The organism is Bacillus sp. N13C7, from assembly GCF_026790065.1.
In the GTDB taxonomy this organism is placed as follows: domain Bacteria; phylum Bacillota; class Bacilli; order Bacillales; family Bacillaceae; genus Bacillus.
In genome coordinates, this window is sequence record NZ_JALAMO010000005.1 from 86,422 (window position 1) to 106,804 (window position 20,383).

Sequence of the window (20,383 nt, forward strand, 5' to 3'; positions counted from 1 at the left end):
AAGGGCATATACGTGCACAGACAAGAAAATACCGTTCATTCTCTTGATTTTAAAATAGAGTACACATTTGTATCATAAGGGACTCCATTTTGATACATGTAGTGTCTTAAGACTCCTTCTTTTTGAAATCCCATTTTTACGAGCAGGCGATTTGATGCTTCATTTTCGGTAAATACGACTGCGCCGATACGTGTCAGTCCAAGGGCAGAAAATCCGTAGGATACGGCCTTTGAAATGGCTTCTGATGCAAATCCGTTTCGCCAATGCGCCGGGATGATTTCATAACCGATCTCTGCACGCCTATGCTTGTGGGCCAAAGCATGAAAGCCAATCGTTCCAATCAATTCTTTAGTGTCTCTTCTCTCAATTCCCCACCGTATACCCCTTTTTTCTTGATAAAGGGCGGCAAACGTTTGAGCCATTAAAATGGCTTGTTCTTTAGATTCCATGCTTTTAATTCCGTAATAGCGGGTCACCTCAGGGTTGGAAAAACAAGCAAAAATGGTTTCTGCATCTTGATCTCTGATTTGTCTAAGTGTAAGCCGATCCGTTTCTAATACAGGAAACATTCCACCACTCCCAGTTTGCGTTTTCGTTTATCATATCTCCTTTATTTCTTCTTTTCTATAGTGAAATCAAACCTGAGGAAGCAAAGGCACGAATTTGTTTTTCTAGCTGCTCTTTGTTTTTGTTGAATTGTTTAAAACGATGGCCGTTTGCGCCTGATGGGTGGGGAAAGCCGCGAAGGCAGAAAAACTTCTGGAGACTGTGCTCGCTGATCAGTGCTTCACATACTGTTTCGGCTGCTTTTCCAAGCGGAATGAGAAGAGCCGGCCTGGTCATGTTATTAAGCTCCGCAGGGAAGTTGTCAAAAGCATAGGTGCTTAGGATAGGAGAGCGAGAAATAGCCGGTCTGTATCCGGTATAGTTTTTTAGCTGAATGAAGGCAGGATATTTGATAACGGAAGTGGTATGAAGCATATGACGCAAGTCTCCAAAAAGCTGTGAGGCGCATTGAATGCCTAAAGCCTGCGGCAGCCCGCATAAATTCAGCATGTTGATCAGGTTATTCCTCATTGAACCGGAAAGACCCGCTGCTTTTTTCGTGTCTACTGCCATTTGCTCAAGAGACCGGCCGCGCCGCAGGCTTTCTACGGCGGTTTCGTATGCTGTTTTCATTTGAAAAAACCCCGGCGTGATTCCAGCAATTACAATTGCGGCATTATGATTGATATATTCATTATGAGGTGAATAGTAGATGCCAAGTTCATTTTCTTGATGGAGACGAAATGAAGAAACGAGTAAATCGGACTTTGTAGGTGATGAAGGAAGAGAATGCAGTTTCTCTGCGAACTCCTTTAAGCAGCGGCGGTTTACAATCATGCATAGTCCTCCTTAAAAATGATATCCCATTGTCCATTCTGAACGTAACAAGGGGATATCATTCATCTTTATCTGCTATTTAAATGTCCTGCCTTCCACACCTCTTTGACTGCTTGAGGAACTTCTTTCACTTCAGCTGTAGTTTGTTGAAAAACGGTTTTTTTCATTTGGATATCCTGCTGAATCTTCTTTTGTTTTTGCGTCAGCAGCTCCGTCTCCGTTTTTAATCCTTCGACTTGTTTTTGCATTGCCTGCGTAACAGAGGTGAGCTTCTTTAGTGCGGGATCTATTTTTTTCTTGTTTTGAATCACATTAACCCCTAAGATAATGATCGAAATAGCCAATACTGCGATGCTGATATAAACAATAACCATATGTTCACTCCTTTTCTTTTGTCATTACCCTGTTTCCGCTTTTTTAATCAAAGAAAATATGTTTTCACAGTTCGTTTGATTTGCGTATTGGATTTATTGTACTTATAATGTGATATCGTACATATGTAAACAAAGAAAGGGTGCTTCAATTGCAAAGTTTACAAAATAAAACTGCACTGATCACAGGAGGGGGCAGAGGGATAGGCCGCGCTACAGCTCTTGCCCTTGCGAAAGAAGGCGTGAACATTGGGTTAATCGGCCGGACTGCCGCAAACGTTGAAAAAGTGGCTGAAGAGGTTAAAGCACTTGGTGTAAAAGCTGCTTTTGCCGCTGCAGATGTAAAGGACGCGGACCAGGTTAATCAAGCTGTAGCTCAAGTAAAGGAACAGCTCGGTGATATCGATATCCTCATTAATAATGCTGGAATCAGCAAATTTGGCGGTTTCTTAGATCTGACAGCTGATGAGTGGGAAGATATTATTCAAGTCAACTTAATGGGTGTGTATCATGTCACTCGTGCGGTGCTCCCGGAAATGATCGAACGCAAAGCCGGAGATATCATTAATATTTCATCTACAGCGGGCCAAAGAGGAGCTGCTGTGACAAGTGCTTACAGTGCTTCTAAATTTGCGGTTCTCGGGTTAACAGAGTCTCTTATGCAAGAAGTGAGAAAGCATAATATTAGAGTCAGCGCGTTAACACCAAGCACTGTCGCTAGTGATATGTCTATCGAATTGAACTTAACTGATGGTAATCCAGAAAAGGTTATGCAGCCTGAAGATCTTGCCGAATACATGGTGGCACAACTGAAGTTAGATCCGCGAATTTTCATCAAAACAGCGGGATTATGGTCAACAAATCCGTAAAAAGAGAAGCCTGTCTTACGACAGGCTATTTTTTATTTAAACAGTATCCGCACTGGCAATGTTTAAAGCCAAAGCTATATATATATTGGAACCTTTTTTACTTGAAGACAACAGTGAAAATCAGTTAAAATAGAACTAAATAAACTATGTACCAAATGTTCACTATATATTTTTATTCCACTCCACTCATAAACAGTAAGCACAAGAATACTGAATAACATATCTTTAATAAAGAGGAAATCAATAGATTAAAATTGAATATTTAGTACATAGTGTTCTCAGTTGACAGAAAAAGGAGTGCATATGATGAAAGAAGAAAAAAGAAGTTCAACTGGTTTTTTAGTTAAACAACGCGCATTTTTGAAGCTTTATATGATAACAATGACAGAGCAAGAGAGACTCTACGGATTAAAGCTGCTTGAAGTGCTCCGGTCTGAATTTAAAGAGATTGGCTTTAAACCAAATCATACAGAAGTATATCGGTCTTTGCATGAGCTTCTTGATGACGGGATATTAAAGCAGATCAAAGTAAAAAAAGAAGGGGCTAAGCTCCAGGAAGTCGTCCTTTATCAATTTAAAGATTACGAAGCTGCCAAACTATATAAAAAACAGCTGAAGGTTGAGCTGGACCGCTGTAAAAAACTCATTGAAAAAGCGCTATCAGATAACTTTTGATATGAACAAACACTCGGCCCAGCAGCGGTTTCGGGTGTTTTATGCTTTTCATTACACATATTTGTCGAAACGTAACAATACAAATCAATAATGACGTTCAAACTTGACATCATTTCCTCACGTGGTAACATTTTAAACGTGTGAAAATGCGAACAAAAAAGCGAACAAAGGAGATGTTACCGATCTTTGATCAAAAGAAAGTAGCCTTTATAGGAGCAGGATCTATGGCGGAAGGAATGGTATCAGGTATCGTCCGCGCCAACAAAATCCCAAAACAGAACATCTGCGTTACAAACCGCAGCAATACAGAGCGATTAACTGAACTTGAACTTCAATATGGAATCAAAGGTGTTGCGCCAAATGAATTATGTATTGAAGACATGGATGTGCTCATTTTGGCAATGAAGCCAAAAGACGCCGAAAACGCTCTGTCATCCCTAAAATCACGTATTCAACCCCATCAATTAATATTGTCGGTCCTTGCCGGCATAACCACCTCTTTTATTGAACAATCATTGCTTCATGAACAGCCGGTTGTCAGAGTAATGCCCAACACATCCAGTATGATCGGCGCTTCTGCAACGGCCATTGCACTTGGCAAGTATGTGTCAAATGACATGCAAAAGCTGGCCGAAGCATTGCTCGGATGCATGGGTGAAGTCTATACAATCCAAGAAAATCAAATGGACATTTTCACCGGAATTGCCGGAAGCGGCCCCGCGTATTTTTATTATTTAATGGAATTCATTGAGAAGACAGCAGAGGAAGCTGGCCTTGATAAACAGTTATCTCGAAGCATCGGCGCACAGACGCTTTTGGGCGCCGCAAAGATGCTCATGGAAACAGGAGAACAGCCTGAAGTTTTAAGAGACAATATCACGTCACCGAACGGAACGACTGCTGCCGGGCTGCAAGCCTTGAAAAAGTGCGGCGGAGGAGAAGCGATTTCTCAAGCGATTAAGCATGCGGCTAAGCGTTCCAAGGAAATCAGCGATGATATCGAAAAAACAGCAGCCCCGCTATCAGGAGTGATAAAGTGACGCCTGAAACAAACGTGAAAAGAGTCGTTGTGAAGATTGGAAGCAGTTCGTTAACAAGTCTTCATGGGGAAATCAGCATTCGAAAGTTAGAAGCATTGGTTGACCAAATCGTCAAACTCAAAGACGCCGGCTATGAAGTGATTTTGGTTTCCTCTGGCGCAGTGGCGGCAGGATATCGGAAGCTCGGATTTATCCAAAGACCCGAGAAGCTTCCCGAAAAACAAGCATCAGCTTCAATCGGCCAGGGCCTTCTCATGGAAGCTTATTCAAAGCTGTTTTTAGCACACGGGTATGTTGCATCCCAAATTTTAATTACGAGAAGCGATTTTTCTGATGAATACCGATATAACAATGTGCGGAATACAATGAATGTACTGCTCGAACGCGGCATCATCCCGATCATAAACGAAAATGATACAGTTACTGTCAATCGGCTCAAGTTTGGTGACAATGATACGCTCGCAGCGAAAGTCGCGGGGCTCATTGATTCGGATATGCTTGTCATTTTATCAGATATAGACGGACTATATGACGGCAATCCGCGCACAAATCCAGAAGCGAAAATGATACAGCGGGTGAGTGAGATAACGCCTGACATTGAAGCGTGCGCGGGTGACACTGGCAGCGGCGTTGGTACCGGCGGCATGCGCTCTAAACTTGATGCGTTTAAAATCGTAATGGCATCTGGCATTAAAGGATTTCTTGGTCAGGCAGATGTCAGCGACATTTTATTTCAAGCTGTTCATGAAGAGGCGAAAGGCACCTATTTTGAAGCAGAGGGAACACTTTCATTGAACCATAAGGAGCAGTGGATCGTTTTTAATTCCGGGCCTGAAGGTGAAATTATTGTATCAGATGGTTATTCACGAGAAATAACAAACGGCCAATCGAGTTTGTATCTGGACGGTGTACAGGAGATTAAAGGAAGTTTCAAAAGCGGATCTGTTGTTAGGCTGATCGATGCACAAGGAATAGAAATCGGACTCGGAATCGTCAATTATTCTTCTGTACAGCTTCAAGAACCCGATAAGAAAAAAGAGCTGATCAAAAAAGCCGTAATTGATCAGGAAGCATTTGTATGCCATGTGGATTTATCCTTGCCTGTATATTAATTTTCAGCAAAAAACCCGAGCTTCTAGAAGGAAGCCCGGGTTCGTTTTTTTATTGATACTGCTCCAGCTTAGAAAAGAATTGAATGACAAACTCATAAAAGTCATTCGCAGAAGGAGCAAGCTCTCTGTTTTTCGGTTTAATGATTCCGACAGTCCGTTTCACTTGAGGGAACTCAATTGGGATTTTTACAGTAAAACGAGGTGTCGTCTCAGCAAACGTGCTTTCGGGCAGAAGGGTAACGCCCATTCCCGCGGACACCAATCCTTTAATCGCATCCAAATCCTCACCCTCCGTAGAAACGAGAGGAGCAAAGCCGGCTTGTTTGCAAGCATCAATTGCCATTTTTCTAAGGACAAATCCTTCCGGGAACAATACAAATTGATCGTTGCGCAAGTCGATTAAATGAACCGTTTTCTGTTTGGCAAGCGGATGATTTAAGGGAACAAGCGCGTAAATTTTTTCTGTGAATAAAATGTTCCCTGTTATGTCTGGAAAATTCGTTGGCACCGGTCCTAATAAGGCCAAATCAATATCGCGGCTTCTGACAGCTTCAATCAGAAATTTATAGGATCCTTGACGCAGCAAAAATTCGACGTGCGGGTATTCTTCTTTAAATGCTGAAATCACAGTCGGCAAAAGCTGGCTGGCAAGGCTTGTAGGAAAGCCAATCTTAACCGTTCCGCGATGCGGGTCTAGATACTCATCAATTTGTTCTTTCGCATAATCGATGGCTTTCATCGCTGTTTTCACATGAATTAAAAATTCTTTACCGATTGGCGTAAGTTTGATATTTCTCCCTTCACGTTCAAATAAAGTCACATTTAGTTCTTCTTCAAGATTTGCAATTTGTCTGCTGATTGCTGATTGGGCCACATGCAAATGATCGGCGGCTTCTGAAACGTGTTCTCTATCAGCCACCTCCATAAAATAACGCAGTTGGCGTAGCTCCATATTTGTCTCACATCCATCTATCTCATTTTGAGATTCTTTTGATCTAAATTATATATTGTTTATATCGTTTTGAAAACCTACAATAAACATAGAGTTGTTAGATTTTATGACCGGTATTATCGGAAATTGATCGGGGGAGAGGAATTATGACGTACAATCAAATGCCAAAAGCTCAAGGTCTCTACCGTCCTGAATTTGAACATGATGCATGCGGAATCGGCCTATATGCGCACTTAAAGGGCAAGGCGACACATGACATCGTCAAACAAGGGCTTAAGATGCTTTGCCAGCTAGACCACAGAGGAGGCCAAGGCAGTGACCCGGATACAGGAGACGGAGCCGGCTTACTGGTTCAAATCCCTGATGCTTTCTTTAGGAAAGAGTGCAAAGACATCAATCTGCCGGAAAAAGGGCATTACGGGGTAGGAATGGTCTTTTTCTCACAGAAGGAAGAGGAAAGAAAAAAAATTGAAAAGCAAATCAATGCACTGATTGAACAAGAAGGCCAAGTCGTTCTTGGATGGAGAACTGTACCTGTAAATGTCGGAAAAATCGGAACAGTGGCACAGAAAAGCTGCCCGTTTGTCCGTCAGGTATTTATCGGTGCAAGTTCTGATTTGAAGGACAATTTGTCTTTTGAACGAAAATTGTATGTCATTCGTAAACAGGCTGAAAACTGGGGAGTAACGGAGGGTCTTGATTTTTATTTTGCCAGTCTTTCAAGCCAGACCATTGTGTATAAAGGCCTTTTAACACCTGAGCAAGTTGATGCGTTTTATTCGGATCTGCAAGATGAAGCATTCGTTTCTGCTTTTGCACTTGTACATTCACGCTTCAGCACCAACACATTCCCTACATGGGAAAGAGCGCATCCAAACCGTTATTTGGTTCACAACGGTGAAATCAATACCCTTCGCGGAAACATCAACTGGATGAGAGCCCGTGAGCAGCAATTTGTATCTGAAAGCTTCGGGGAGGACCTGAACAAGATTTTGCCGATACTAAACGCTGACGGCAGTGACTCTTCCATTTTGGATAACGCATTTGAGTTTTTCGTGATGGCTGGACGCAAACCGGCCCATACTGCAATGATGCTCATTCCTGAGCCGTGGACGGAAAATACGCATATGTCCAAAGAAAAAAGAGCGTTCTACGAGTATCATAGTTCCTTAATGGAGCCTTGGGACGGACCGACAGCCATTTCATTTACTGACGGAAAACAAATCGGTGCGATCCTTGACCGGAATGGTCTCCGTCCGGCACGTTACTACGTAACAAAAGATGATTATATTATTTTTTCATCTGAAGTAGGCGTTATTGAAGTTGAACAGGAGAACGTTTTATATAAAAACCGGCTTGAACCGGGGAAAATGCTTTTAATCGATCTGGAAGAAGGCCGAATTATTTCTGATGAAGAAGTCAAAACACAAATTGCAACCGAATACCCGTATCAAAAGTGGCTTGAAGAAGAGCTTGTCCAAGTGAATCCTGATCCGGAATCAAGAGAGGAAGAACAGTTTGCAGATCTCCTCACTCGCCAGAAAGCATTCGGATACACATACGAGGATATCCAAAAATATTTAATTCCTGTTATTAAAGAAGGCAAAGATCCTCTCGGTTCAATGGGAAATGACGCGCCGCTTGCTGTTTTGTCAGACCGCGCGCAATCGCTGTTTAACTACTTTAAGCAGCTGTTTGCCCAAGTAACAAACCCGCCAATCGACGCGATTCGTGAGCAGCTTGTGACATCTACAATGACCTGGCTCGGTGCAGAAGGCGATCTTCTTCACCCGAGTGAGCGAAACGTTCGCCGGATTAAACTGTATACACCTGTATTATCCAATGAACAATTTTACGCATTGAAAACGATTGTTCATCCTGATTTAAAAAGCCAAAAAATCGATGTGCTGTTTTCAGAGGATCTTGAACGCGGATTAAAGGACATGTTCACACAGGCAGAAAAAGCCATCAGTCAAGGTGTAAGCCTGTTAATTTTATCAGACAAAAAGATGAACGAACGCCTGACACCAATTCCGCCGCTTCTGGCAGTCAGCGCACTGCATCAGCATTTAATCCGCAAAGGTCTGCGTACAAAAGTCAGCATTATTGTGGAATCAGGAGAAGCACGTGAAGTGCACCACTTTGCAGCATTAATCGGTTATGGCGCGGATGCGATTAATCCGTATCTCGCTTATGCGACCTACAAACAGGAAATTGATGAAGGCCGCTTGGATATCAGCTATGAAGAAGCCGTCAGCAAATATGGAAAAAGCATTACTGAAGGTGTTGTAAAAGTCATGTCCAAGATGGGGATTTCAACTGTACAAAGCTACAGAGGCGCCCAAATCTTTGAGGCAGTTGGAATCAGCCAAGATGTGATTGACCGTTATTTCACTGGAACTGCATCACAGCTCGGCGGCATCGATTTGGACACCATTGCAGAAGAGGCCCAGCGCCGCCACCGGGAAGCGTATCAGGATGATTTCAGCAAAACGCTTGAACCGGGAAGTGACTTCCAATGGAGAAACGGCGGAGAGCATCACGCGTTTAACCCGAAAACAATTCACACCCTACAATGGGCGTGCCGAAGAAATGATTACACCCTGTTTAAACAATATACAAAAGCGGCAGATGAAGAACGCATCGGATTTTTACGGAACTTGTTCGCATTTGACGGAGACCGCAAGCCTCTGAAATTGGAGGAAGTTGAATCTGCTGAATCGATTGTCAAACGCTTTAAAACGGGTGCAATGTCATTTGGATCCTTAAGTAAGGAAGCGCACGAAGCTTTAGCGATCGCAATGAACCGTCTTGGCGGAAAAAGCAACAGCGGTGAGGGCGGAGAAGATCCAAAACGCTTTGTTCCAGATGAGAACGGCGATGATAGAAGAAGTGCGATCAAGCAAATTGCATCCGGCCGTTTCGGTGTCAAAAGCCATTACCTTGTCAATGCAGATGAGCTGCAGATTAAAATGGCGCAGGGCGCTAAGCCGGGTGAGGGCGGCCAGCTGCCTGGCAACAAGGTATATCCTTGGGTTGCCGATGTCCGCGGGTCAACGCCAGGTGTTGGATTAATCTCACCTCCGCCTCACCATGACATTTATTCAATTGAGGATTTAGCACAACTGATCCACGATTTGAAAAATGCCAACCGCGACGCAAGAATCAGCGTAAAGCTGGTATCAAAAGCAGGCGTAGGCACAATTGCTGCAGGTGTTGCCAAAGCGACTGCAGATGTCATTGTGATCAGCGGCTACGATGGAGGTACAGGCGCTTCTCCGAAAACCAGTATTAAACATACAGGGCTTCCGTGGGAGCTTGGCCTCGCAGAAGCACATCAAACATTAATGCTGAACGGACTTCGCGACCGTGTTGTATTAGAAACAGACGGAAAGCTCATGACGGGCAGGGACGTTGTGATGGCTGCCTTGCTCGGAGCTGAAGAATTCGGTTTCGCAACGGCTCCGCTAGTTGTACTCGGCTGTGTCATGATGCGTGCCTGCCATTTGGATACATGCCCTGTAGGGGTAGCGACACAAAATCCGGAGCTTCGCAAAAAGTTCATGGGAGATCCTGACCATATTGTGAACTATATGCTGTTCATTGCCGAAGAAGTTCGTGAGTATATGGCAGCGTTAGGCTTCAAGACATTTGATGAAATGATCGGCCGCACTGACGTACTTCATGTGAGTGAACGGGCGAAGGGGCACTGGAAAGCAAGCCAGCTTGATTTGTCTACACTTCTTTATCAGCCTGAAGGCGTACGGACATTCCAGTCGCCGCAAAATCATAAAATTGATCAATCACTAGATATCACAGCGATTCTCCCGGCCGTACAAGAAGCCATCGAATCTGGAAAAGAGGCTGATATTTCAATCAAAATCAACAATACAAACCGTGTAGCCGGAACGATAACGGGAAGTGAAATTTCGAAACGCTACGGAGAAGAAGGGCTTCCGGAGGATACGATCAAGCTGCAATTTACCGGATCAGCCGGACAAAGCTTTGGAGCTTTCGTTCCTAAAGGGATGACGCTTTATTTGGACGGAGACTCAAATGATTATGTCGGAAAAGGGCTTTCTGGCGGAAAAATCATCGTCAAGTCACCAGAAGGATTCAACTCTGATTCGGATGACAACGTCATTATCGGTAACGTTGCTTTCTACGGCGCGACAAGCGGAGAAGCATATATTAACGGACGTGCGGGTGAACGCTTTGCCGTTCGGAACAGCGGTGTGAATGTAGTGGTAGAAGGCATCGGCGACCACGGCTGTGAATACATGACAGGGGGCAGCGTTGTCGTTCTCGGTGATGTAGGCAAAAACTTTGCTGCAGGTATGTCCGGCGGAATCGCTTATGTTCTGGCCGAAGATGTAAAAGCGTTTAAACGCAAATGCAACCTTGAAATGATTTTATTTGAATCATTAGAGGATGAGAAAGAAATCGAACAAATTAAAGCAATGCTTGAAAAACATGCTGGGTATACAAACAGCCAAAAAGCACAAGACCTGCTTGATCAGTGGGAAGACAGCGTGAAAAAATTTGTCAAAATCATTCCGAAAAACTATAAACTAATGCTCGCAAGCATCGAAGAGCAAAAAGCTGCAGGCTTATCAGATGAAGAAGCTGTCATGTTCGCATTTGAAGCAAACACGAAGCCAAAGCAGAAAACAGCATCATCGGGACAAAAACAAGCGGTAGTACAGTAAGGAAGGGGAGAGGAACATGGGGAAACCAACTGGATTTATGGAGATCAAAAGAGAAAAACCTGCTGAGCGGGACCCTCTCACTCGCTTAAAGGATTGGAAAGAATATTCTGCTCCTTTTTCAGAAGAAGCATCGAAACGGCAGGGGGCGCGGTGTATGGATTGCGGTACACCGTTTTGCCAGATCGGTGCAGACATTAACGGATTTACATCCGGCTGTCCAATTTACAATTTGATTCCTGAATGGAATGATCTTGTCTACCGAGGCAGGTGGAAAGAAGCATTGGAACGTCTTTTGAAAACGAACAACTTTCCTGAATTCACAGGGCGGGTATGTCCCGCTCCTTGTGAAGGATCATGTACATTAGCAATTTCAGACCCGGCCGTATCAATTAAAAATATTGAACGGACCATTATCGACAAAGGATTTGAGAATGGCTGGATTCAGCCTAGAATCCCTAAAAAACGAACAGGCAAAAAAGTGGCCATTGTTGGATCAGGTCCAGCCGGATTGGCAAGTGCTGACCAGCTGAATCAAGCGGGCCATTCTGTCACTGTGTTTGAACGCTCAGACAGAGCGGGCGGCCTATTAACATACGGCATTCCAAACATGAAGCTTGAGAAGGGCATTGTAGAACGCCGGATTAAATTGCTGACGCAAGAAGGAATTGATTTTGTAACGAACACAGAAATCGGCGTTGACATTACAGCTGATGAGCTGAAGGAGCAATTTGATGCTGTGATCCTGTGCACAGGCGCTCAGAAACAACGGGATCTTTTAATTGAAGGACGCGACTCAAAAGGAGTCCATTACGCGATGGACTACCTGACACTCGCAACAAAAAGCTATTTAGATTCTAACTTTAAAGACAAAAAATTTATTGATGCCAAAGGAAAAGATGTCATTGTAATCGGAGGCGGAGACACTGGAGCTGACTGTGTGGCTACAGCGCTGCGGCAAAAAGCCAAAAGTGTGCACCAATTCGGCAAACACCCGAAACTTCCGCCAGCCCGCACGAATGACAATATGTGGCCTGAACAGCCGCACGTCTTTACCCTTGAATATGCGTATGAAGAAGCAGAAGCAAAATTCGGAAGAGACCCGAGAGAATACTCTATTCAAACGACAAAAATGGTTGCAGATAAAAACGGAAAGCTGAAAGAGCTTCATACTATCCAAATGGAAAAAGTGAAAAATGAGCACGGAAAATACGAGTTCCGCGAGCTGCCTGGAACGGAAAAAGTTTGGCCTGCTCAGCTTGTTTTTATCGCTATCGGCTTTGAAGGCACAGAACAGCCGCTGTTGAAACAGTTTGGTGTTGATTCTGTCAATAACAAAATCAGCGCAGCATATGGGGATTATCAAACAAATATCGAGGGTGTATTCGCCGCAGGGGATGCAAGAAGAGGCCAAAGCTTAATCGTTTGGGCGATCAATGAAGGCCGTGAAGTGGCGCGCGAAGTGGATCGATATTTAATGGGGAGTTCAGTTCTTCCGTAAATAAAGGGGATTATCATATAAGAGAAACCGGTCTGTTCGCCAGCCGGTTTCTTTTTTATTCCATTACGATTCCGATGTTTCCAAACTGTCTGCCTTCCTGCATTCTTTTATATGCTTCATATGTTTTTTCCAAAGGATATGTGCGGTCGATCACAGGCCGCAGCTGATGTTTTTCAATGAAAGTAAGCATATCGTGAAATTCTTCACCGCTTCCCATCGAGGTTCCCAAAACATTGAGCTGAGGAAAGAATAAAGAACGCACTGGAAAACGGAGGTCGTCACCGGAGCTTGCCCCAAAGCTGACGATACGGCCGTTCAGTTTTACATGGCGGAAGTATTCCGAAAAGAGGGCAGGGCCTACGCTGTCAAGAACAACATCTGCCTTTTTTCCCTGCAACTGCTCATCCCAATTGCTGTAGCTGTCAAATGCATAATCAGCACCCTAATTGCAGCGCCTTTTTTCTTTTCTTCCTCACTGCGGGAGGTCACGCTTACTGTTGCCCCGATCGCTTTAGCCATGAATAAAGCGTAGGTTGCCACACCGCTGCCGATGCCCGGTACCAATAGATGCTCGCCCTTTTTCAATTGGGCTTTTGTAAACAGGGCACGATATGCGGTTAAAGCGGATAAAGGTAAAACGCCTGCTTCATCCCATTATAAATAAGAAGGTTTTTTGATTGCGTTCTTTGAAGGAATAATTACGTATTCAGCAAGCGTTCCGTCAGAAGGCCCTCCGAGAATCTCCGGTACAGGGGGTACACTCTCTGTCAAATCCCAGTTCAATGTCGGGAAGATGATCACTTCTGTTTGAACAGCAACATTGCTCACGCCTTCTCCAACCTCTTCAATGATGCCTGCACCGTCAGAGCCCAGTATCACATGAGGGTCTCGTTCAGATTTGTTATTCATAAGAAACAGGTCGCGATGGTTTAGACCTGCAGATTTTAATTTGACTTTGACCTCTCCGTATCCGGGCTTTTTTGATGGAACGTCCTGAACGGATAACCCCTGAAGGCCGGTTTTTCCGTTGTGAGTTACAGCTTTCATGAAGTCTGCCTCCATTGAATTGTATTTTTATATCTTTACATATTTTACATAGCGTTTTTCTTCAAGTAAAATGAACAAAAATGATAGCCGATATCACTTTTTATCCTAGCAAGAAGGTGAGTGCCTATGGAAAGCGGAGATTTGAAGATTTTTCGGGCTGTTGCCCGTGAAGGAAGTATAACGAAAGCGGCGCAAATGCTGAATTATGTTCAATCGAATGTGACAGCCAGAATACATAACCTTGAGGAAGATTTGAAGATCAAGCTTTTTCACCGAACGAATCGCGGGGTGAAGCTGACAGCTGCCGGAGAAAATCTATTGCAATACGCAGAACAAGTATTATCTCTGTTAGACGAAGCTGAAAAATCGGCACAGATGAGCCAGCATCCGAAAGGGCCTTTGCGGATCGTTGGAAACAACGGCGGTAACGCATTTGCCCGAGCATGCGGCCGCCTTCCTCAGCCGTTTTCCCGAAGTTGATTTATCAGTGAACACAGCAGATACACATCATTTAATTCAACAGGTTCTTGATCATAAGGTTGATGGCGCTTTTGTATATGGGCCGGTTGAACACACTGATATCAAACAAATCCCTGTTTCCCATGATGAATTGTTTTTGATTTCATTACGGGGAGGAACGGCGGAAGACATGCTTCGGCAGCCGATGCTCTTTTTTGGAGCGGGCTGCTCTCACCGTGACAGGATCAAAAGATTGCTAGAGGAAGCAGGCATTCAAAATCAAAAAATGATAGAGTTTGGCACATTGGAAGCCATTTTTAGAGGAGTGTCCGCCGGGTTGGGTACGGCGCTGCTCCCAAAATCCGCTGTTGACTGCTCCGTCCATCGTATGAATGTATGTATTCATCAGCTGCCAGCTGCGTATCAAGATGTAGAGATTGTATTTATATACAGGAAAGACTTTTTTATGACGTGTGCGTTTCAGACATTTCTTGATGAGATTAACGAAATGAAAAGATGAAGCCGTTTCATAAACTGAATCAAGAGCGTAGCCGATTGTTACGAAAGCCGGCGGCATAGTATCACCAACAGGGAGATATTCTTATATACAGGGTCTGCATAACAGAAAAACTGTACTCATTTAAAGCGAGTACAGTTTTTTTATTTATTTACGTTTTAAATCAATTCCGATCGCTGCGCCATTTCTGCTTGAATCAGCTACGCCTTTAAAGGTGCCGTTTTCATGATCGATCGATATACTTTGTACGTTTCCGATATCCACCGGGCTCTTGCCGAATTTGTGGCCCATGTCGTTTAGTTTACTGAGGACATCTTCAGGAACTCCGTCTTCGTAGCGGTAGGAGCTCATGCTGTTTGTGTAAATTCTCGGCTCTTCAACAGCCGCTTTTAATTCCATGCCATACTCGATGTGATAGAGAATGGTTTGCAAAACGGACGAAATAATGGTGGCCCCGCCAGGAGATCCGACGGTGAGGACGGGTTTGCCATCCTTAAATAAAATAGTCGGGGTCATACTGCTTAAAGGCCGTTTGTTTGGCTGTACTTCGTTAGCTCCGCCTGGAACTGCATCAAAATCAGTTAATTCATTGTTTAAAATGACACCGTAATCAGGGACCATAATGCCCGTTCCGAATAGCTGTTCAATTGTCGTCGTATACGAAACAACATTTCCCCAGCGATCGGCAACTGTAAAGTGAGTTGTTTGGCCTTCTACTTTGTCTTTCGGCTGTTCGACTTGCTTATAGTTTGCCGATCCTTCTTGGTATTTCCAAGGATCGCCGGCTTTCGGTTTTTTATTCACTTGTTCTAGGCTGATTAATTGCTGGCGTTCTTTAATATAGTCGGGGTGAAGCAGGCCTTTGAGAGGAACGTTTACAAATTCGGGATCACCTGCGTAAGACGCACGGTCGGCATAAGACAAATGCATCGTTTCAGCAAGCAGTTGATATTTTTCCCATGAGCGGACATCGTACTGTGAAAGGTTAAAATCATCAAGTATTTTCAGCATTTGCAATAAGAAAATACCGCCAGAGCTTGGAGGAGGAGTAGTGGCGATTTGATAGCCTTGATAGTCTCCCCAAATCGGCTCATCGATTGTAATGTCGTAATTTTCTAAATCTTTTTTCGTCATTGATCCGCCGAAGTCCTGTACTGTGTCAGAAAGCGCTTTGGCGAATTTTCCTTCGTAAAAAGCGTCAGTGCCTTTCGAGCGAATAAGCTTAAACGTTTTTGCCAAATCCTTTTGAACCAGCGTATCGCCTTCTTTAAGCGGCTCGCCATTTGGCAAAAATACATCTTTTGCAGCAGTCCGTGACAGCTTTTCCTGGTAATCAGAAATGGCATCTGCCAATACTGAGTCAATCGGAAAGCCTTTTTCAGCGAGTTTAATAGAAGGGGTAATTAATTGCTTCATTGAACGGGTTCCCCATTTATCCAAGGCTTCTTCCAGCCCTTTCAGTGTACCTGGAACACCGACGGCAGTACCTTTTGTCACACGTTCAGAGAAAGGAATCGCTTTTCCGTCTTCATCGAGAAACATATCGGGAGTTGCGCCTGCCGGAGCGCGTTCACGGCTGTCGATGATCGTTGTATCCTTTGTTTTTCCGTCATACACCATCATAAAACCGCCGCCGCCAATGCCTGACATCATCGGCTCTGTTACATTAAGAGCAAATTGAATGGCAACTGCTGCGTCAATGGCATTTCCTCCTTTTTTCAGTACATCTGCACCGATTTCCGAAGCGAGAGGATGTGCAGTAGCAACCATGCCGTCTTTCCCAACATCTACTTGTTTGTACTCGTCATAGCTTTTGGGCGGCTTTTTAGCTTCCGCGTGAAAAGGAACAATTCCAGCGACTAACAGAACACTAAGCAGAGCTGTTAAACAGACGTTCCACGTTCTTTTCATGTTCTCCCTCCTATATGAAGCTGTAATGTTACAATCTTAGCGTAAGAAAATTACAGCGTTTTCACAAGTGACAAATGGTATATTATATCGAGCATTCACCCGTTTTTCTGTGCGAAATTGATTATATTGTTATGAGCCATGTGCTATATTAGAATCAGCATACGGATTAAGAAAGGATTTCTATATGTATTTAACGATTAAAGAAACAGCAGAATATGCAAATCTTTCAGAGGATTATATTAAAAGCTTGGTACTCGAAGGAAAAATCAGGGCCGTTCATGACGGTGAGCAATTTTTGATTTATAAGGGACAGTTCAAAACGCATCTCGAACAGCTGGAAAATTACAAAGCTCTGGTGCAGGAAATATTAAATGAACCGATCCCGGAAGATATTGATGTAAAGGATGAAGATTAGGACACAATTTGAAATTGTGTCTTTTTTTGTATGTTTTTGCAGAAACGCCGGAAAATTAGGAGCGTCAGATTTCGTTTTAAGAGGCTTTTTGATGATATCAAGAGGAATAAGTATCTAAGAGGTTAAAAGCTTTATATGAGGATGTAAAGCTTATTTAATAGGGAGGAGGTTTTTGAAAGCCTTCCTGTCTGCTTATGTAACACTATGTATATTATGTTACATAAATCCCGTCACGCTTTGACATTCAACGTTTTTCAGCTATAATAGTAACATAGACCTCAAAACGTTACATAACCGTTTTTAAGGAGTTTTTTGATGCATATTGTACAGCCGATTCGCAGTTTAGAGAAAATCCAAGAAGTAAAACAATATTTGCTAAACAAAAACAAGCGGGATTACTTTCTGTTTATTTTCGGCATCAACAGCGCGCTCCGCATTTCTGATATTTTGCCGCTGCAAGTGAAGGACGTTAAACATAAAGATCATTTATGGGCAACGGAAAGCAAAACAAAAAAGAAAAGGAAGATTCTGATTTTAGAATCACTAAAACAGGAAATATATGAGTACACGGAAGACATGAAGGAGAACGAATATCTGTTTAAATCTGTCCGGACCAGGAAGCCGATTTCCCGCATTCAGGCCTACAGAATTTTAAGAGAAGCTGCCGCGGCGTGCGGACTCGAGGAGATAGGGACGCATACGCTCCGAAAAACGTTTGGCTATCATTTTTATCAGCGGACAAAAGACATTGCCGAACTGCAGAGAATATTAAATCACTCATCACCCTCGATTACTATGCGGTATATCGGTATTGATGAAGATACGACAAGAGCCGCGTATAAGGTTTTTGGAGGGCTTTAATACAAACAGCTTGAAAATATTGATTATCAGAGCTACTATATAAATACAAAAGCTCTAGTAGCACAGCGGATAGTGCAGCAGTTTCCTAAACTGCAGGTCGGGAGTTCGAATCTCTCCTAGAGCGTAATATAACGAAAGAAAGACAATGGGCTTTTCGCCTGTTGTCTTTCTTTTATGCCTAATAAAAAACGCCCGCATACACCGGGCGTTTTTCTTATATAACTGCGTCAAATTTGTTGACTTTCCATTTTTTATTTTCTTTTACAAATGTCACTTTCCGTTTCGCTGCAGGTGATCCGTCTAAAGTAGGAACGGTAAATTCATATGTGACTGTGCCGCCTTTTTTAGAGATCACTTTAGCAGTTGACTTTTTCCAATTCAGAAGGTTGTCTCCGTCGCCGATTGGAACTGCTAGTTTTCCTTTTGAAACAGTGAAATGATAATCTTTAAAGCCTTTTTCGATTGCTGTTTTTGTGAAAATAGGAGTTAAGTAATTTACGGCTTTTGCTTTAGTGCCGAGATCACTGCACATGTACACATATTGAAGATTTTGATATTCAAATGTGCCAGATGGGCAAACTGCTTTTTTCTCTTTTGGGTTATGGCCGCTCATTGTGTTCCAAAAGTGCTCTCTAGCTGACAATGCCAGCTGCAGTGCTTGTTTTTGTGATAAATCACCTGAAGTATTTTTCGCAAATGCATTTGTGCTCAATGACAGAATAAGTGCAATAGTTGTTAAAAATAGAAGACATTTTTTCATTGTGAGTCACTCCTTCAAAATCTCTTTCTCTTATGTTACAAATGTTACAATAATTACGTATAGATTACAATACTTTTGCATAGATTATTTTTTTCTTTTATTCATAAGAAATAGGCTGTTACTTGCTAGTTTATTCTTCATAAGCTAAAAAGATGTGTAAAATTAGAAGAATCGAGAAGGGTTTCATATGGACAGTGATGAATAATAACATGTTACATATCCTGTTTTTGTAAAAAGAACAGAAATACGTTTAAAAACGATTTCAAAAGGAGTCCTTCAATATGGAAACATCACAAGAACAACTTGTAACTCAGAAGAAAAACAAGCCATCTGTTTGGCGGTCCATGTCACTCTTTTTAGTGCCGCTTTTGCTAAGCAATGTGCTGCAATCAGTCGGCCAGCTTGTCGGGATGATGGCTGTAGGCAGATGGCTTGGCGTTGATGCCGTGGCAGCTGTATCATCCTTTTTCCCGTTATTTTTTCTTTTAATCTCATTTACGATAGGGATTGGTTCAGGAAGTTCGATCCTGATCGGACAAGCCTACGGGGCGAAGAATGAGGAGCGGTTAAAGGCTGTTGTCGGAACAACGCTCACGTTTACGTTTTTATTAGGGGTTGTGTTAGCCGTCATCGGCAGTATTTTTACATTGGATATTCTTCGTTTAATGGGCACGCCTGAAAATGTCATTGATGTCAGTGCCAACTATGCACGTATTTTATTTTACGCTATGCCTTTTATGTTTTTATATTTTGCATATACCACGTTTTTGCGCGGAACAGGGGATTCTAAGACACCGTTTTATACGCTGATCGTGAGCACGGTCATCAACATAGCGCTGTTGCCTCTCCTGATTCTTGGCATGTTCGGGTTGCCGAAACTTGGAATATACGGCTCCGCATATGCAACCGTCATTTCTACGATTGCGACTTTTATTGTGTTAATGGTGTATTTGCGAAAACGAAACCATCCGCTGCAATTTGATAAAACCGTGCGGCACTATTTAAAGATGGATAAGGAGCTGCTGGCTCTCCTGCTGCGTCTAGGGATTCCATCAAGCATCAATATGATTCTCGTCTCATTATCAGAGATAGCGGTTATCTCATTCGTCAACCATTACGGTTCTAATGCGACAGCTGCATACGGAGTGGTCAACCAGGTAGCGAGTTATGTGCAGATGCCGGCCGTCAGCCTCGGCATTGCAGTATCTATTTTTGCTGCACAATCGATCGGAGCAAACGAGTTTGACCGCCTGAAACAGGTCATTCGCGTCGGGATTTGGCTGAATTATATCATCGGCGGCGTGCTGATCATTCTAATCTATGTTTTTTCACATCAGATTTTAGGGTTATTTTTAACCGAGCAAGACACACTTTACATCGCACACCGACTCTTGATGATTACATTGTGGAGCTATTTGCTGTTTGGAAATGCTCAAATTATTTCCGCGACGATGCGGGCAAGCGGAACCGTTTTATGGCCAACCGTTATCAGCATTTTCTCCATTTGGGGTATTGAAGTGCCTGTCGCGTTCGTTCTTTCCCACTATACAAAACTTGAAATTCTTGGCGTCTGGGTTGGCTATCCAGCTGCGTTTGCCGTCAGCTTGCTGCTAATTTATGTGTATTACCAATTCGTGTGGAAAAAGAAACAAATTACACGTCTCATCCAATAGTCTTACGAATCACACCGTTCATGATTTGAGCGGTGCTTTTTTATTTAATAGGGAAAATCTAAAATGGAGGAAATATGGCACAGTACATTGAATTGTTATACAAGCAATGAATCAAAGAGAGGTTGAGTGCA

14 protein-coding genes, 1 tRNA gene and 3 pseudogenes are annotated in these 20,383 nt (G+C 43.1%); 11 read left to right on the forward strand and 7 right to left on the reverse strand.

Annotated features, from left to right (window positions below):
- Nucleotides 1–35 precede the first annotated feature (35 nt).
- From MOB98_RS05215 to MOB98_RS05225, 3 genes and pseudogenes are all read right to left on the reverse strand, one after another.
- Nucleotides 36–569: a GNAT family N-acetyltransferase gene (locus MOB98_RS05215; protein WP_268358782.1), complete on the reverse strand. Its 534-nt coding sequence runs from the start codon at nt 567–569 to the stop codon at nt 36–38.
- Between the two features lie 41 nt (nt 570–610).
- Nucleotides 611–1,383, reverse strand: a pseudogene (locus MOB98_RS05220) (hypothetical protein).
- Nucleotides 1,384–1,451: 68 nt separating this feature from the next.
- A complete protein-coding gene (locus MOB98_RS05225; RefSeq protein ID WP_268358779.1) occupies nt 1,452–1,757 on the reverse strand; it encodes a DUF948 domain-containing protein in 306 nt (101 codons plus the stop codon).
- 149 nt (nt 1,758–1,906) lie between these two features.
- On the opposite strand from MOB98_RS05225, the gene MOB98_RS05230 reads away from it, so the two are divergent.
- The 4 genes from MOB98_RS05230 (at nt 1,907) to proB (ending at nt 5,450) form a co-directional block, all read left to right on the forward strand.
- Nucleotides 1,907–2,623 carry a 3-ketoacyl-ACP reductase gene (locus tag MOB98_RS05230; RefSeq protein ID WP_268367277.1) on the forward strand — a complete coding sequence of 239 codons (717 nt, stop codon included), beginning with the start codon at nt 1,907–1,909 and terminating at the stop codon, nt 2,621–2,623.
- A gap of 306 nt (nt 2,624–2,929) precedes the next feature.
- The gene (rtp, locus tag MOB98_RS05235; protein ID WP_003220337.1) at nt 2,930–3,298 is read left to right on the forward strand and encodes a replication termination protein; all 369 of its coding nucleotides are present in this window, start codon (nt 2,930–2,932) and stop codon (nt 3,296–3,298) included.
- 146 nt (nt 3,299–3,444) lie between these two features.
- Entirely contained in the window at nt 3,445–4,338 is an 894-nt protein-coding gene (gene proC, locus MOB98_RS05240) for a pyrroline-5-carboxylate reductase (protein ID WP_268363029.1), read from the forward strand.
- Complete coding sequence (gene proB / locus MOB98_RS05245; RefSeq protein ID WP_268363031.1) at nt 4,335–5,450, forward strand: glutamate 5-kinase; 1,116 nt, start codon at nt 4,335–4,337, stop codon at nt 5,448–5,450. Before proC ends, proB begins: the two co-directional genes overlap by 4 nt.
- Before the next feature lie 49 nt (nt 5,451–5,499).
- Here proB and gltC read toward each other — a convergent pair whose 3' ends face one another.
- The gene (gene gltC, locus MOB98_RS05250) at nt 5,500–6,402 is read right to left on the reverse strand and encodes a glutamate biosynthesis transcriptional regulator GltC (RefSeq protein WP_268367278.1); all 903 of its coding nucleotides are present in this window, start codon (nt 6,400–6,402) and stop codon (nt 5,500–5,502) included.
- A gap of 146 nt (nt 6,403–6,548) precedes the next feature.
- Here gltC and gltB point away from each other — a divergent pair, with 146 nt between their 5' ends.
- Together gltB and gltD are read left to right on the forward strand one after the other, a co-directional pair.
- The gene (gene gltB / locus MOB98_RS05255; RefSeq protein ID WP_268367279.1) at nt 6,549–11,111 is read left to right on the forward strand and encodes a glutamate synthase large subunit; all 4,563 of its coding nucleotides are present in this window, start codon (nt 6,549–6,551) and stop codon (nt 11,109–11,111) included.
- 16 nt (nt 11,112–11,127) lie between these two features.
- Nucleotides 11,128–12,609 carry a glutamate synthase small subunit gene (gltD, locus tag MOB98_RS05260; RefSeq protein ID WP_268362895.1) on the forward strand — a complete coding sequence of 494 codons (1,482 nt, stop codon included), beginning with the start codon at nt 11,128–11,130 and terminating at the stop codon, nt 12,607–12,609.
- 55 nt (nt 12,610–12,664) lie between these two features.
- Here the strand turns inward: gltD and MOB98_RS05265 are convergent.
- Nucleotides 12,665–13,656: pseudogene (locus tag MOB98_RS05265) on the reverse strand (zinc-binding dehydrogenase).
- 126 nt (nt 13,657–13,782) lie between these two features.
- Here MOB98_RS05265 and MOB98_RS05270 point away from each other — a divergent pair.
- Nucleotides 13,783–14,635, forward strand: a pseudogene (locus tag MOB98_RS05270) (LysR family transcriptional regulator).
- A gap of 144 nt (nt 14,636–14,779) precedes the next feature.
- Here the strand turns inward: MOB98_RS05270 and ggt are convergent.
- Nucleotides 14,780–16,543: a gamma-glutamyltransferase gene (gene ggt, locus MOB98_RS05275; RefSeq protein WP_268362897.1), complete on the reverse strand. Its 1,764-nt coding sequence runs from the start codon at nt 16,541–16,543 to the stop codon at nt 14,780–14,782.
- Nucleotides 16,544–16,727: 184 nt separating this feature from the next.
- Between ggt and MOB98_RS05280 the strand changes: the two genes are divergently transcribed.
- From MOB98_RS05280 to MOB98_RS05290, 3 genes are all read left to right on the forward strand, one after another.
- On the forward strand, nt 16,728–16,958 hold the full coding sequence (locus tag MOB98_RS05280; protein WP_024121629.1) for an excisionase family DNA-binding protein: 231 nt from the start codon (nt 16,728–16,730) through the stop codon (nt 16,956–16,958).
- Nucleotides 16,959–17,273: 315 nt separating this feature from the next.
- Complete coding sequence (locus tag MOB98_RS05285; RefSeq protein ID WP_268362898.1) at nt 17,274–17,819, forward strand: site-specific integrase; 546 nt, start codon at nt 17,274–17,276, stop codon at nt 17,817–17,819.
- Nucleotides 17,820–17,870: 51 nt separating this feature from the next.
- Nucleotides 17,871–17,943 (forward strand) — tRNA-Arg (locus MOB98_RS05290).
- 90 nt (nt 17,944–18,033) lie between these two features.
- Here MOB98_RS05290 and iseA read toward each other — a convergent pair.
- Nucleotides 18,034–18,579, reverse strand: a complete 546-nt coding sequence (gene iseA / locus MOB98_RS05295; protein ID WP_268367280.1) for a DL-endopeptidase inhibitor IseA — start codon at nt 18,577–18,579, stop codon at nt 18,034–18,036.
- 281 nt (nt 18,580–18,860) lie between these two features.
- On the opposite strand from iseA, the gene MOB98_RS05300 reads away from it, so the two are divergent.
- Nucleotides 18,861–20,252, forward strand: coding sequence for an MATE family efflux transporter (locus tag MOB98_RS05300; protein ID WP_268367281.1), 1,392 nt, complete (start codon nt 18,861–18,863; stop codon nt 20,250–20,252).
- The last annotated feature ends 131 nt before the right edge of the window (nt 20,253–20,383 follow it).